This window comes from Anaerococcus sp. AH8042_DFU013_CI05 (assembly GCF_047936775.1).
Classification (GTDB): domain Bacteria; phylum Bacillota; class Clostridia; order Tissierellales; family Peptoniphilaceae; genus Anaerococcus.
Window position 1 is genome coordinate 1,455,691 of the sequence record NZ_CP175954.1, and the last position, 13,996, is coordinate 1,469,686.

13 protein-coding genes are annotated in these 13,996 nt (G+C 31.9%); 1 reads left to right on the top strand and 12 read right to left on the bottom strand.

Features of this window, described 5'->3' with window-relative positions:
* Positions 1 to 14: 14 nt before the first annotated feature.
* From pta to mnmE, 10 genes are all read right to left on the bottom strand, one after another.
* On the bottom strand, positions 15 to 998 hold the full coding sequence (gene pta, locus ACKRLN_RS07510; RefSeq protein ID WP_203127186.1) for a phosphate acetyltransferase: 984 nt from the start codon (positions 996 to 998) through the stop codon (positions 15 to 17).
* A 101-nt stretch (positions 999 to 1,099) separates the two neighbouring features.
* Positions 1,100 to 1,573: a DUF4446 family protein gene (locus ACKRLN_RS07515; RefSeq protein WP_203127185.1), complete on the bottom strand. Its 474-nt coding sequence runs from the start codon at positions 1,571 to 1,573 to the stop codon at positions 1,100 to 1,102.
* Entirely contained in the window at positions 1,570 to 2,133 is a 564-nt protein-coding gene (locus tag ACKRLN_RS07520) for a cyclodeaminase/cyclohydrolase family protein (protein ID WP_416334750.1), read from the bottom strand. Before ACKRLN_RS07520 ends, ACKRLN_RS07515 begins: the two co-directional genes overlap by 4 nt.
* Entirely contained in the window at positions 2,120 to 3,085 is a 966-nt protein-coding gene (locus ACKRLN_RS07525) for a ParB/RepB/Spo0J family partition protein (protein ID WP_416334751.1), read from the bottom strand. Before ACKRLN_RS07525 ends, ACKRLN_RS07520 begins: the two co-directional genes overlap by 14 nt.
* A complete protein-coding gene (locus ACKRLN_RS07530) occupies positions 3,086 to 4,042 on the bottom strand; it encodes a ParA family protein (protein WP_416334752.1) in 957 nt (318 codons plus the stop codon). It lies immediately after the preceding gene.
* The gene (locus ACKRLN_RS07535; RefSeq protein WP_416334753.1) at positions 4,020 to 5,240 is read right to left on the bottom strand and encodes a nicotinamide-nucleotide amidohydrolase family protein; all 1,221 of its coding nucleotides are present in this window, start codon (positions 5,238 to 5,240) and stop codon (positions 4,020 to 4,022) included. Before ACKRLN_RS07535 ends, ACKRLN_RS07530 begins: the two co-directional genes overlap by 23 nt.
* Before the next feature lie 36 nt (positions 5,241 to 5,276).
* On the bottom strand, positions 5,277 to 6,086 hold the full coding sequence (locus ACKRLN_RS07540) for a type II CAAX prenyl endopeptidase Rce1 family protein (protein ID WP_416334754.1): 810 nt from the start codon (positions 6,084 to 6,086) through the stop codon (positions 5,277 to 5,279).
* Between the two features lie 106 nt (positions 6,087 to 6,192).
* Positions 6,193 to 6,816, bottom strand: coding sequence for a 16S rRNA (guanine(527)-N(7))-methyltransferase RsmG (gene rsmG / locus ACKRLN_RS07545; RefSeq protein ID WP_416335389.1), 624 nt, complete (start codon positions 6,814 to 6,816; stop codon positions 6,193 to 6,195).
* A 1-nt stretch (position 6,817) separates the two neighbouring features.
* The gene (mnmG, locus tag ACKRLN_RS07550; protein ID WP_416334755.1) at positions 6,818 to 8,719 is read right to left on the bottom strand and encodes a tRNA uridine-5-carboxymethylaminomethyl(34) synthesis enzyme MnmG; all 1,902 of its coding nucleotides are present in this window, start codon (positions 8,717 to 8,719) and stop codon (positions 6,818 to 6,820) included.
* On the bottom strand, positions 8,709 to 10,076 hold the full coding sequence (gene mnmE / locus ACKRLN_RS07555) for a tRNA uridine-5-carboxymethylaminomethyl(34) synthesis GTPase MnmE (protein WP_416334756.1): 1,368 nt from the start codon (positions 10,074 to 10,076) through the stop codon (positions 8,709 to 8,711). Before mnmE ends, mnmG begins: the two co-directional genes overlap by 11 nt.
* Before the next feature lie 478 nt (positions 10,077 to 10,554).
* Between mnmE and ACKRLN_RS07560 the strand changes: the two genes are divergently transcribed.
* On the top strand, positions 10,555 to 11,655 hold the full coding sequence (locus tag ACKRLN_RS07560) for a hypothetical protein (protein WP_416334757.1): 1,101 nt from the start codon (positions 10,555 to 10,557) through the stop codon (positions 11,653 to 11,655).
* Positions 11,656 to 11,889: 234 nt separating this feature from the next.
* Here ACKRLN_RS07560 and jag read toward each other — a convergent pair whose 3' ends face one another.
* Together jag and ACKRLN_RS07570 are read right to left on the bottom strand one after the other, a co-directional pair.
* Positions 11,890 to 13,227 carry an RNA-binding cell elongation regulator Jag/EloR gene (gene jag / locus ACKRLN_RS07565; protein WP_416334758.1) on the bottom strand — a complete coding sequence of 446 codons (1,338 nt, stop codon included), beginning with the start codon at positions 13,225 to 13,227 and terminating at the stop codon, positions 11,890 to 11,892.
* Positions 13,187 to 13,957, bottom strand: coding sequence for a YidC/Oxa1 family membrane protein insertase (locus ACKRLN_RS07570; protein ID WP_203127176.1), 771 nt, complete (start codon positions 13,955 to 13,957; stop codon positions 13,187 to 13,189). The genes jag and ACKRLN_RS07570 overlap by 41 nt, the downstream gene beginning before the upstream one ends.
* Positions 13,958 to 13,996: the final 39 nt, after the last annotated feature.

A 13,996-nucleotide genomic window follows, 5' to 3' on the forward strand; every position in this document is an offset into this window, starting at 1 on the left:
AGTTTCGTCTTGTCTTATTCTGCAGCTGCTTGACTTGCTGTAATGATTGCTGTTTCGTATGCATCATCTGCTGAACATCCACGAGATAGGTCATTTACAGGAGCATTTAATCCTTGAAGGATAGGTCCTATTGCTTTATATCCACCAAGTCTTTGTGCAATTTTATATCCAATATTTCCTGCTTGTAGGTCTGGGAAAATAAATACATTTGCTTTTCCTGCTACATTTGAATCAGGAGCTTTTTTGCTAGCTGTTGTTTCATCAATTGCAGCATCAAATTGTAATTCACCATCGATTGCTAGGTCTGGAGCAAGTTCGTTAGCAATTTTTGCCGCTTCAGCCACTTTATCAACTAGTTCGTGTTTTGCAGATCCTTTTGTTGAGAAAGATAGTAGAGCTACTTTTGGATCGATGCCAAATAGTTTTGCTGTGTTTGCTGATTCTACTGCAACTTCAGCCATTTCTTGAGCTTCAAGAGTAATATTTACAGCTACATCAGAGAATACATATTGTTCTCCATTTGGTCCTACCATAATCATCACACCTGATACTCTTGATACACCTGGTTTTGTTTTTATAAGTTGTAGAGCTGGTCTGATTGTATCACCTGTTGTACCAACAGCACCTGATACCATACCATTTGCAAGACCAGTTTTTACCATCATAACACCATAGTAGTTTGTATCTTGAAGCATTTTTTCTGCATCTTCTTTTGTGTTTTTACCTTTTCTAAGTTCTACAAATTTTTCTACAAACTCATCAAAGTGTTCATCATTTGATGGATCTATGATTTCTAAATCTCCAAGTGTAAGTCCATTTTCATCAGCTGTTTTTTGAATTTCTTCTTTATTACCTAGAACGATAGGTTTTATTAATCCTTCTTCTTGGTGACGAGTAGCTGCTTCTAATATTCTTTTATCAGTCCCTTCTGGAAATACTATTGTTAAATTTTTACCTTCAACTGCTTTTCTAGCTTGTTCTAAAATTGTTGAGCTCATTATTCCTCCTAATTGATTCAATTGTCTTTTATTAATTTATACCCAAAAAAAGATGCAAATATCATTTATTTTAAAAAAAATTGATATTTGCATCAAAAAATTTAATTACGAGCTTTTTGTAATGCTGCATCCTCTTGTTGGGAAATTTCTCCTCGAGTTTGTCCGTTTGAAATTTCTTTTAAATAAATTGTTGATCCATCTTTACCGTATATGCTTGTTAAAATAATTCCGTTATGAAAATTATCCAACATGCAAAGACAAAATGAAAGTTCATTTGTATCCCCATCAAAGGCATTAAAATGTACAACTGACATATTGCTTATAGCACCCATAGTTGTATCCTTGGCTTCTAGAGATCTTTGGTCTACTGATTTTAATTGTTGATTTGATGTTTCTATTTGATCATTAAGTTTTAAAAGTAATTCTTCTAGGTTGACCTCTTCGCTAGTTCCCCTTAAAAGATGATCATAGCGGTGTTTTTGTCTTCTTATTCTATTGTTCATTGATTGAATCATGGCGAATTCCACTACAACAAGAATTGCCAAAATTCCTAATAATACATAAACTACTGTCATTTATTCCTTCTTTCGATAATATCTAGGTTTTTTTGATATAGTGATTTAGCTCTTTCGCTTTTATCCTCATAATCATACTTTACATTAGTTTTATCTAAATTAATTTTTATAGTAGGAAAAGATGATATGATTGCATTGTAAAGCATATCATTAGCTATCTGTCCATCTGTAAGTGTAGATTTTTTTCCATTTTCTAGAAAAAAACTTATTTCATTTAGAGCTTTTAGATTATTTTCCACCATGTCTAGTAAGGGCTGGGCTGCGATTTTATAATCATTTTCTGATTCATTTTTAGATTTAATTTTATCCATCAATGTATTAAAATTATCTACATCTTCTTGCATAGTAGTTTTATAAGACTCGGATATTTTTAATAATGTTTCATGTGAAACGCTAGCTTTATTTTCTAATTCACCAACAAAGTTTTCTTTATCCATCATCAGACATAAATTTATAGCAAGATTAGATGATAGGATTAAAACCGCTCCTCCACCTGGGTTGGCCTCAGGCTTTCTAGTTTGATTTATAAGGGTAGATAAATCCATATCAATTAGTTTCATTTTTTATCCTATTATATAGACTTTCTATATCTTCTATTGAGAAGCAATCAAAAGTTACTTTGTATGATTTACCATCTTTATTGATAGCTACTTTTGATCCAACTTCGTCCATAAATTTTTCTTCTAGATCTTCTACTAATATTTGATCTATATTTGGCCCATAAGTTTTTTTACTAGCTTCTTCTTTTGAGTCATAGATTTTTTTCTTAGTAGTTTTCTTTTCTACCTTACGGATATTTGTTTTGCCATTTATAAAGTCATTTAGTGTTAAGCTTCTTTCATTATTATCTGTGATTGATAAAAGTGATCTTGCTTGGCTTGGAGAAATCTTACCATCATCTAATGCCTTTTTTTCTACTTCAGTTAGATTTAAAAGTCTTAAAGTATTTGCTATATATGATCTTGATTTACCCATAGTTTTTGCTATTTGTTCTTGGGTCATATTGTGATCATCGGATAGTTTTTTATATGCTCTTGCCTCTTCTAGAGCCTTTAAGTCTTCTCTTTGTACATTTTCTATTAAAGATAAGATTTCTACATCTTTCTTTTCATAATCACGAACAATCGCATCAATTTCTTTTAGGCCTGCTAACTTACTAGCTCTAAATCTACGTTCTCCAGCTATTATTTCATACCCATCATTTACCTTTGTAAGGACAATTGGATTTAGTAGACCATATTCTTTTATTGAAGCAGCTAGATCATTTATTGCTTCTTGATCAAAATGTTTTCTAGGTTGGTTAGAACGAGCCTTGATTTTATCTAAAGAAATTTTTTCTAGTTTCTCGCCGACTTTCACTTTATCTATATTTTCGATTTCTTTTTTGATATCATTGTCATAAGCTTTGTTGTAATTGAAAGTTGAATTTGCTTTTTGAATTTTCTTCTCATTATCATTCACTTCTGGAATTAGCGAATTTAAACCGCGTCCTAGGGTTCTTTTATTTGACATCTACTCTCCCTTTCTATTTTCTGTATTATTTATAATTTCATTTGCAAGGGCAATATATGCAACTGAACCTTGCGATTTGGAATCATATTCAATAGTAGATAATCCATGGCTTGGTGCTTCTGCTAGACGTGGATTTCTTGGAATCATAACTTTAAATACATTTGTTTTAAAATATGATTTTACTTCTTCTACTACCTCATATGATAGGACAGCTCTTTTATCAAACATCGACAAAAGTACCCCTTCAATTTCTAAATCTGTGTTTAGTTGCTTTTTGACCATATTATATGTATTCATAAGCTCGCTTACACCTTCTAAGGCATAGTATTCAGTTTGTATAGGAATGATCATTGAGTTACTTGCAACTAAGGCATTTATTGACAATAAACCCAAAGATGGTGGACAATCTATTAATACAAAATCATATTTATCAGGATCGATTTGTCCCATAATATTTTTCAATTGTTGAGTACGTTCTAGAGCATCTAGTTCAACTAATTCTACTTCTAGTCCTGAAAGTGCAGATTCTGAAGGAATTAAGTCTACTCCAGATTTTGTTTTTGTTATAAAATCTTCTATATTAATAGGCTCAGAATGAACTTCATCATTTGAAGCTTCATCCGTAGAAGATTCTTCCCCATTTTCTTTATCTAAGCTTTCATCTGTGTTTTCATCATCTATCTTAGACTTTTCATCTATAACTTCTTTATTTTCTTCATCATCTGATAATGCTTCTTGAACTAATTCTGGATTTTCTTCATTAGCATAAAATAATTCATATAAAGAATTATCTATTTTATACTTATCTAAACCTAAGCCAGTTGTAGTATTTGATTGTGGGTCTATATCTATTACCAAAACTTTTTTATCAAGGTAATTTAAAGCGACAGCTAGATTTACTACAGTAGTAGTTTTGCCAACTCCCCCTTTTTGATTAAAAACTGATATTACTCTCATATTCACCTCTCATTGCAAGTATAGCTGTATCTATGATTTTCATTTTTGTACGAAGCCTTACTCTGTTTCTATCTCCATTTAATTGCAAGTGTTTTTTAAACTTTTGACCATTATAAAGTACACCCATCCAAACTTCTCCAGTATGGGCATATCCAGTAGTAGCTAGACATAAATTTGCTTTTGTCCTTGAATACAAACCATCTAACATTTCATTTAAGACTTCTTCACTTACTACACTGTACTCTTTAATTGTTTCACGTGAAACATTTAATATATTTTCTTTAACTTCATCTGCATAAGTTACATAGGCTTCTGAGATTACATCCGATGCACCCGGTATATCAATTATAGAGGAAGCAATTAATCCACCAGTTATAGATTCGGCAGTTGTTACTTTTTCATTTCTTTCTTTAAGAATATTAATAAGTACTTCTTCCTTACGAATATCTTCTGTTGTTATTACAAAGGGACTTAAATATTTATTAACCAAATCTACACCGTATTCTAATTGTCTATCAACTTCAACTTCATTATCTGCCTTAGCAGTTATTCTAAGTATTGGGCCCTCATCAGTTATATACGGACTTATGGTAGGCTTAGTCCTATCTAGGTCTATTCTCCTAGCCATATCCCATTCACCAAGCAATCCGATTTTAGCTATTTTAGATTTAATGATAGCATCTCTTGATAAATATTTAACAACTTCATTATCAAGCATTGTTTTCATTTCATTTGGTGGACCAGGCATTAAAATATATTTTGTCCCTTTTTTACTAGTTAATATACATCCTGGTGCGGTACCTATTGGATTTTCTAAAATGATTGCAGATTTTGGAAATTTGGCTTGTTTTATATTTGCTTTTGCCGACTCTTCATCTCCATTAAAAAAAGAAATTAAGGCTTCATATGATTTTTGATCAACTTCAACTTCACTTTCAAGTTCGCAGACTTCGATTGCTACTTCTTTTGAAAGATCATCTGGCGTCGGTCCAAGCCCACCACTTGTTATAACATAATCCACTTTTCCATCACAAGCTTTAAAGGCATCATATAATCTTTTTGGATTGTCCCCTATTGTTTCCATTTTAAATAAATCAATCCCAAATTCCATTAATCTTTGTGCAATAAATTGGGAATTGGTATCGACAATATTGCCAAGTAATATTTCAGTTCCTATTGAAAATATTTGTGCGTTCATAAAACCCTTCTGTATATAACTTATTTTAAACTTTTTTTATAAAATATTTCTTTCTTTTCTAAAATCTATTAATAATTTAATACTGATTAACATAGCGATTACAGATACAATCATAATTATGCCAGACAAATTTTCATTTAATTCTATCAAAATGGCAATCGAATTGTTTACCATATGGATGAGGATTGCATCGGTGATATTTCTTCTATAATAATAAACATAAGCTAAAACCATACCCATAAAAAATGTATTAATTCCTTGAAGCAAATTCATATGATAAATTCCAAATAATATTCCATTTAGGATAATTGCAGTTTTTATAGAGTAGATTGTGGTAAATTTTTCAAAAACAATACCCCTAAAAATTAACTCCTCGCAAATAGGCGCTAAAATTACTATACCAATTATCATTATGATAATATCAAGGCTAGATGTCACTTGGAAAGCTTGACTAAATTGATCCAATACATCAGAAACCAATGGAGAATCACCCATTAGAGTCAATATTAGAGATATAACAATATTTCCAAAAGCAGCCACACCTAAACCTATAATTATCATTTTCCAAGAATCTGACAAAAATCCTCGATTTTTAATTGGATTTTTAAATTTATTTGGCTGGGCCTTTTTCATTATTAAGAAGAAGATCCACAGTAAAATTAATCTTAGTAACTGGCCTACAACTATCTGATATTTAACTACATCTGTTAATAGGCTTGCTTGGGATCCATTTGGATTTGATTTTGACATGATTGCAAATAGCACAGTGCTAGAGGCAATTTCTGTTGCAAAAATAAATAGCATAACTAGTATGCTAATACCTACGAATTTCAAAACTTTTTTCATTAATTTTCCTTCCTGTGTTTCATGTGAAACAAATCTTTATAGAAATATTTTATCATAGATTACTTTTATTTTGTAGAATATTAATTTTCATTATAAAAAAAGAATCCTAAAGTGGATTCTTTTTTGGTTGATTTTTGCCCCTTGGATATATTTTTTTAGTTGGGTGGACTTTTTCTACAATAATATTTACTCTATCATTATCATCGATTTTAAATCTTTCAATTTCTTTGACTTGGCCACCTAAGATATTAATGGCATTTTTTGCCACTTCTAATTCTTCATCAGCCTTTGGCCCCTTAAGAGCTATAAATATCCCACCTACTTTTAAAAATGGTAAACACAATTCAGATAGGGTAGACATGTTTGCCACGGCACGGCTTACTACTACATCAAAACTTTCCCTATTTTCTTTGGCAAAGTCTTCTGCCCTAGTATGGATAGCACGAGCATTTTCTAGTTCTAATTTTTCTATAACTTCATTCATAAAATTCACTTTTTTATTTACACTATCGACTAGGGTTAGGTCAAAGTTTTTTTCGATACGAAGGGGGATACCAGGAAATCCTGCACCTGCTCCTATATCCAAGACCTTATTTCCTTTTTTTATATAGGGAAGAACTGAAAGTGAATCTTCGAAGTGTTTTATTTTTATTTCTGCTGGATCTGTGATAGTTGTTAGATTTGTGTGAGAATTTATCTCGATTAGATAATCGCTATAAACTTCATACATTTTATTTTTGTCCACTTACTTCTCCTGTCTTTAGTCTTATTAAAAGTACGTTTATATCAGCTGGTGTAACCCCAGAAATCCTGCTTGCTTGACCAACTGAAGATGGTTTTATATCGTTAAGCTTTGAAGCCGCTTCTTTTTTAAGACCTTCTATTTTATTGTAGTCAAAATCAGCCGGTAATTTTTTATTTTCAAGTTTTTTAAACTTGTCAATGTCAGCCATTTGTTTTGCAATATATCCTTCATATTTGATTTCAGTTTGTACTTGTATTTGTTGAAATTTTGGAAGTTTTGGTCTATCTTTATCAAAAATTGCTACTGATGCATAGTCAAGCTCAGGGCGCTTGATAAGGCTATAAAGACTAACACCTGTTAAAATAGGATTTGTGCCAATTGATGAAAGCTTTTGATTGGTTTCATCGGTTGGGGTTAGAATAATATTTTTAAGTCTCTCTTTTTCAGCAGTTATGGCCTTATATTTTTCAACCATTTTTTGATATCTTTCTTCACTTGCCAAACCAATTTTATAGGACTTTTCAGTTAATCTTTGGTCAGCATTATCTTGGCGCATTGTAAGTCTATACTCACATCTAGAAGTCATCATTCTGTAAGGTTCATTTGTACCTTTTGTAACAAGGTCATCAATCAATACACCAATGTATGCATCAGATCTATCTAGGATAAATGGATCTTCTCCTTTTATTTTTAAGGCTGCATTTATGCCTGCTATAAGCCCTTGGCCAGCTGCCTCTTCATAGCCAGATGATCCATTTATTTGTCCCGCAAAATAAAGACCCGAATATGCTTTAGATTCTAGAGTTAAATTTAATTCCCTAGTATCAATCATATCGTATTCAATAGCGTAGGCTGGGCGCATAATTTTTACATTTTCCAGACCCTTAATAGTCTTATAAAAATCCATTTGCACTTCTTGAGGTAGAGAAGAGGAAACACCTTGAACATAAATCTCATCAGTAGATAGGGATTCTGGTTCTAGGAAAACTTGGTGAATATTGCGGTCTTCAAAACGAATCATCTTATCCTCAATTGATGGACAATATCTTGGACCGACACCATCAACTTTTCCACCATAAATAGGGGAGCGGTTAATATTTGCCATTATGATTTCTTTTGTTGCAAGAGTGGTGTAAGTTAGATAGCAATCATATTGCTTGTGATCGGAAAAATCTTTGCCCTCGTTTTCAAAAGAAAATGGTACTATTTCTGCATCCCCAGCTTGAACTTCAGTTTTTTCAAAATCAATAGTCTTACGGTCAATTCTTGCAGGTGTACCAGTTTTGAAACGGCGTAAGAAAAATCCCATTTCTTCTAAACAATCAGAAAGGTAAGTTGCTGCTGATAAACCATGAGGACCAGAACTTTTTTCAAAATCTCCCATAAGTATTTTTCCGTTTAGGTAAGTACCTGTACAAACTATAAGAGCCTTGCAAGGAAAAATTGCTCCCTCGATTGTTTCACATGAAACAATTTTACCGTCTTTATAATTTATCTTATCTACTTCTTGTTCAAAGATATCAAGATTTGGTTCATTTTCCAAAACTTTTTTCATTTCTTCGTGGTATTTTCTTTTATCCGCTTGAACACGAAGTGAGTGTACTGCTGGTCCTTTGGAAGTATTTAACATACGGGATTGGATAAAGGTTTTATCAATAACCTTTGCCATTTCTCCTCCCAAGGCATCTAATTCACGCACCAAGTGGCCTTTTCCTGTTCCACCAATATTTGGATTGCAAGGCATATCTGCAATTGATTCCAAGGATGTAGTTAGTATTAAAGTTTTCATGCCAAGTCTTGCTGCAGCAAGTCCAGCTTCACAACCAGCATGGCCTGCACCGATTACTACGACATCATAAGTATCTTGTATATATTTATTATTTTCCAACGCAAAACTCCTTAAAGACCTTATCCATTATTTCATCTGAAACTGACTCACCAATGATAAGTCCCAAATCGTCATAGGACCCACGCAAGTCTACTTCTACTGCATCTAGAGGGATACCCATTTTAATATCAGTAAGTGAATTATCTAGTTTTTTACCAGCTTGATTTAATAATCTTTCATGGCGGGTATTTGTAATTAAAATGGATTCACGATTAATTTCGCTTGTATCAAAAATTTCTGTAATTGTTTCTTCTAATTTATCGATACCAATATTTTCTGTCATAGATGTTTCTATGATAGGTAGGGCAATATTATCAAATATTGCCCTATCAAATTTTTGGTCTAGGTCAGTTTTATTTAAGATAATGATAGAATTTTTGCCCTCGATTAGGTCAAGGATTTTTTGATCTTCCTTATCAAATTCTCTTGACGTATCAAATAAGGCAATGATTAAATCAGAAGATTTTGAAATTTCTATTGACTTATCCACACCGATTTTTTCAACAATATCATCAGTATCGCGGATCCCCGCTGTATCATTTATTTTAAGGGTAAAAGACCCTAAATTTATATATTCACTAATCAAATCACGAGTTGTACCAGGAATGTCTGTAACAATGGCGCGATTTTCTTTTAAAAGGGCATTAAGTAGGGAAGACTTACCAACATTTGGTTTTCCCAAAATAGTTGTATTTATGCCTTCTCTGATAATTTTCCCTTTATTTGAAGTATTAAGTAGTTTATCAATTCTAGCCTTAGCTTGGTCCATATATTTTATAATTTCATCAGGGGATAGGTCTTCGCCATCTTCTGTGAAGTTTATAGAATATTCCACACGAGATAGGGCTTCTAGTAGAGATTTACGAATTGTTTCGATTTCATTTCTCAAAGACCCATTTAATTGGTTAATTCCTTGGGCTTGGGAAAGATCATTTGTAGAATTAATAATATCTAAAACAGCCTCCGCTTGAGACAAATCTATACGGCCATTTAAAAAAGCACGCTTGGTAAATTCTCCAGGCTCAGCCAAAATTGCTCCCTTATCTAAAAGAAGATTTAAAATCTTTTTTACAGATATAAAAGACCCGTGGCAATTAACCTCTACTATATCTTCTCTAGTATAAGTCCCAGGACCTGCCATAAAATTTACCATAACTTCATCGATAATTTCCCCATTATCGACTATATTTCCATAACGCATCCTACGGTTATCTTTTTTGCGATCAATTGAACCACCATTTATAGGCTCAAATATTTGATCAATTATTTCTTTAGCTTTATCCCCACTCATCCTAACAATGGATATACCACCAGTACCTGTTGGAGTGGAAATAGCTGCGATTGTAGCATCACTCATAATATTTTCCTTTCATAGTACGATTGTATCCACTACTTTGACTAGTGGTTTGTAACATAAAGATTATAAGCGAAAATCTTTAAATGTCAATGTTTGTAGGGCTTTTGATATTGGGTAAATCAAAATAGCAATAAAGTCGAGGAAGAATTCTAATATTACTAGAAAAAATATCGTGAACTTTTCATGACTAGTTAGGATAAAAAAGACCAGAAAAATGAAGTTAAAGCAAAAAACTCCAAAGAAAAACATTACTAAAACCCCAAAAAAGGAGTAGCAAGTGTATCAGAAGCCATTGCAAGAGCTGTTCTAAAAAAACTAAAAGAGAATAATAATTAAAGGGCCTTATGCTAACTTTCCGCTAATCAGTTCTTTTATGATGCAAATATTATTACTAAGTATAAATCTTAATAAAAAAAGTTCAAATTAAAATTAGTGGGTATAATTTTATATGAAAAGAGCGGATAAATAGGAGGTTTATATGAAAAATAATTTAAAGAAAGCTCTAGCTATAGCATTAGCAGCAGGAATATTTTTTTCCATAAACAACTCATTTGCCGACCAAAGTGAAAAAGCCGACAATGAAGAAAAAACAGAAACAGAAGAACCAATAAATGTAGGTAAAAGAGACTGGAAGTATACAAACTATAAAATAGCTTATAAATTAGATGGAAAAGATTGTACACTAGATACAATAATAGCAGATCTTATTCCTGGATCTGGATATGACTATCACCTAGTAAATCTAGATGAATTCGAAGATGCCGCTAAGGCTACTAATTTTGGCTTTGAAATCATCGGAGAAGATGAAAACGAAATTGAAATAAAAAAGACGAATTCAAGTGATACAAATTCATACAAAATAGGAAAACAAACACACGATGGAAAGAAATTCATCGATTTACTAGATTTTGTTCATAAATTAGGTTTTAGAGCTTATTCTTTGGAAAATAATTATCAAACCTATGAAAATATGGTTTTTGTCTTAAATTCTGATAAGAGTGATATAGCTAGTCCAAGCTTTGACGAATTTAAAAAAGAAGTGCAAAAGCACGATTATACAGTCATTTTTCCATACAAAGCTATTAAAACAGAAAATCCATCAGTTAATAACTATAAAATTTTAGCTATGGAAAAATATGTTGAATACTTGAAGAAACAAGAAAATTACGATGTAGGTGTAATTGGACTTGTTACAGATTACGAAAATTTCACCAAAGATGACATCAAAAATTTATACGGTTCTAAAGGTCCACAGTGGACAGTTTTTGGTCAAACTGATGAAATCAACAAATATATAAATGAGAAGAATGGAAATTACGACCCAAGCTATCGTTTTTACGAAATTTATATGATGGATAAAGATTTAAATATATTAGGTGAGCCTTACCAAAACTATAGAGAGAAGATTTTAGATATCTACCTTAATCTTGCAAACCACGAAGAAAAAACTAATCCAGAATTAGATCAAGTAATAGATGATATAGCAAGCGCTAATTTCATTGACTATACAGTAAATGGCAGAACACCTAGTGAAACTGATATTAAAGACTATAAAAAAGCAAATACAAAAAAATTATAGAGGATTTAAAATCATCTTCAGATGAAAACAAAGTTAAATGCGAAGCTGCAAAATTGTTATTAGATAAATAACCAAAACAAAAACAGTAAAAAGCGTTAAGGATAAACTCAAAAAATTAATTAATGAATCAAGCAAATATCAAAAACAAGCAGAAGAAACTATAAAAGAACTAGAAAAAAGTTTATAAATTAAAAAAAGGAGCTGTTTCAATCTTATCAACAGCTCCTTTTAAATTTATTCTTCTTCATCTCCAACATAGGAAACTACTACATATCTTTTTGGTTCCATGCCTTCTGAGTGGCTTGTTATGTTTGGATATTTGCTGATTTCTTCGTGGGCTAATCTTCTTTCGTATGAGTTCATGTATTTTAAGTTCCAAGGTTTTTTGCTTCTTTGAACTTTTCTTGCTGTATCTGCTGCAAGTTCTACAATTTTTTCGTCCCTGCGTTTTTTGTAGTTGTTGATATCTACATTTACTCTTAGGTTATTTGCTCTTGAATCGATAGATTTTCTAACTAAAAGCTCGATTGCATCTAGGGTTGCTCCACCTTTACCGATTGCTATTCCTGTATCTTCTTCAGCCACTTTTGCATCAAGTTTTATAATAGAACCTTCTAGGTTGCCATAGACACTTGGGTTTTCAAAGTGCATTTCTTTTAGGATATTTTCTAAAAATTCTTTGGCCTTGTAGAATTTTTCTATGTCTGTTTGTTGTTTTTCTTGGGCAATATTTGCTTTTGCTTCTACTTTGAAGTTTTCTGCACTATTAGTTTCTTCTTTGCCTTGGGTAAGATCTTGATTTTCGATATCTTTTGTTGGATTTTCAATATTTTCTGCTGGAGTAGATTCAAAAGTCATTTTTGAGGATCTACTAATTACCTTGTAGTTGTTAGCTTCAGTATTGTCTTCATGACTTTCTTCTTTGGCAAATTCTACATTTTCAAATCTTTTTGTAGGGATTTCTTCTTTTTTATTGCTATTTTCTTTAGTGCTATTTTCTTCCCAAGGATCTACTACTTTTGTTTCTAGATGTTCAGTTGAGTCAATTTGACTTATTCTTTCATCTAATTCCTTAGTTAAATCTACATTTTCGCTTTTGTATCCTTTAGAATTTTCTTCATAAGAATTTATTTTTTGAAGTCTTTCGTATTCACCGTGATTTTCGTCATCATCAGTTATTTGATGGATGCTTTCTTCAAAGTCTCTGCCTTCTTTTTCAATAAGTTCATGAGAATCATCTTCTAATAGATCCTTATTATCACTTTGATAATTTGCACGAGCTTCATCTGCGTAGTATTTGCTGCGATCATTTATATTATATTCTTTGTCAAATTCGCCTGATTGTAGGGAATCGTATCTGATTTCATTTTCTAAGTCAATCATAGCTTCATTGATATCTTCATCAAAGCTAATACGAACAACTGCATCCTTAGCTCCAAGTCCTAGAAATCCAGCTGAACCTTCTTCTATAACTTCTATATCAACATCAGATCTATTTTTGCCAATTTCTAAAAGGCCTTTTCTTATAGCCTCATCTTTTGTTTTTGCTTGTTTTATTATTGACTTTCTCATTTTTTACCTCATATGTTTGTCTTTGAACTTGGTTAGGTTTTTTAATAGTAAAATGCATGATAACCATAATTAAAAGTCTAATTACAGAACTCATTGTGTAATAAAGTGGTAGACCTGCTGGTAAGCCTCTAAACATAAAGAAATAAAGAATTGGCATCATTAAAAATGTTTTATTCATGCTTGCCATAGGGCCTTCACTCATTTGTGGATTGGTTTTCATTGAAAATAATTGCACTAAAATTTGAGAAACACTTGTTGCTAGTGGTAAACCAAACCAATATGGATCTTTTTGGGTTAGATCGCTGATCCAATAAAAGTCTTTTCTAATTCCTTCAATGCCTTCAGGAAATACGTACTTTGTAGTATCTTGCATCACTCTAAATAGGGCAAAGATGATTAAAACTTGAAAAATCATCATAAGGCATGATGAAAGACCTGGATTTAAATTTTCCTCTTTATTTAGCTCTTGCATTTTTTGTTGCATGATTTGAGGATCATAAGAATATTTTTTCTTTATTTCATCAATTTTAGGTTTAATCTTTTGGGTTTTTTCTGCTGTCTTTTGTTGGGAAACTGTAACAGGGATAATAAGAAGGTTGACAAGCAGGGTCATAAGGATAATTGAAATTGCATAAAAACTAATATTACTAGGTTCAACTTGGCTAGCTGCCAAAGAATCATATATCCATCTCATGAGTTGGCCTAATAAAGAAGCTAAAAAGTTTAACATATATTCTCCATTTTTCTAATAATTTCTTGTGTAGGACTA

Excerpts from the sequence above, each read along its gene's own strand:
- rsmG (WP_416335389.1), bottom strand. The coding sequence starts at position 6,816 with ATGTATGAAGTTTATAGCGATTATCTAATCGAGATAAATTCTCACACA.
- ACKRLN_RS07525 (WP_416334751.1), bottom strand. The coding sequence starts at position 3,085 with ATGTCAAATAAAAGAACCCTAGGACGCGGTTTAAATTCGCTAATTCCA.
- pta (WP_203127186.1), bottom strand. The coding sequence starts at position 998 with ATGAGCTCAACAATTTTAGAACAAGCTAGAAAAGCAGTTGAAGGTAAA.
- mnmE (WP_416334756.1), bottom strand. The coding sequence starts at position 10,076 with ATGAGTGATGCTACAATCGCAGCTATTTCCACTCCAACAGGTACTGGT.
- ACKRLN_RS07520 (WP_416334750.1), bottom strand. The coding sequence starts at position 2,133 with ATGAAACTAATTGATATGGATTTATCTACCCTTATAAATCAAACTAGA.
- ACKRLN_RS07515 (WP_203127185.1), bottom strand. The coding sequence starts at position 1,573 with ATGACAGTAGTTTATGTATTATTAGGAATTTTGGCAATTCTTGTTGTA.
- jag (WP_416334758.1), bottom strand. The coding sequence starts at position 13,227 with ATGAGAAAGTCAATAATAAAACAAGCAAAAACAAAAGATGAGGCTATA.
- ACKRLN_RS07540 (WP_416334754.1), bottom strand. The coding sequence starts at position 6,086 with ATGAAAAAAGTTTTGAAATTCGTAGGTATTAGCATACTAGTTATGCTA.
- ACKRLN_RS07530 (WP_416334752.1), bottom strand. The coding sequence starts at position 4,042 with ATGAGAGTAATATCAGTTTTTAATCAAAAAGGGGGAGTTGGCAAAACT.
- ACKRLN_RS07560 (WP_416334757.1), top strand. The coding sequence starts at position 10,555 with ATGAAAAATAATTTAAAGAAAGCTCTAGCTATAGCATTAGCAGCAGGA.
- ACKRLN_RS07570 (WP_203127176.1), bottom strand. The coding sequence starts at position 13,957 with ATGTTAAACTTTTTAGCTTCTTTATTAGGCCAACTCATGAGATGGATA.
- ACKRLN_RS07535 (WP_416334753.1), bottom strand. The coding sequence starts at position 5,240 with ATGAACGCACAAATATTTTCAATAGGAACTGAAATATTACTTGGCAAT.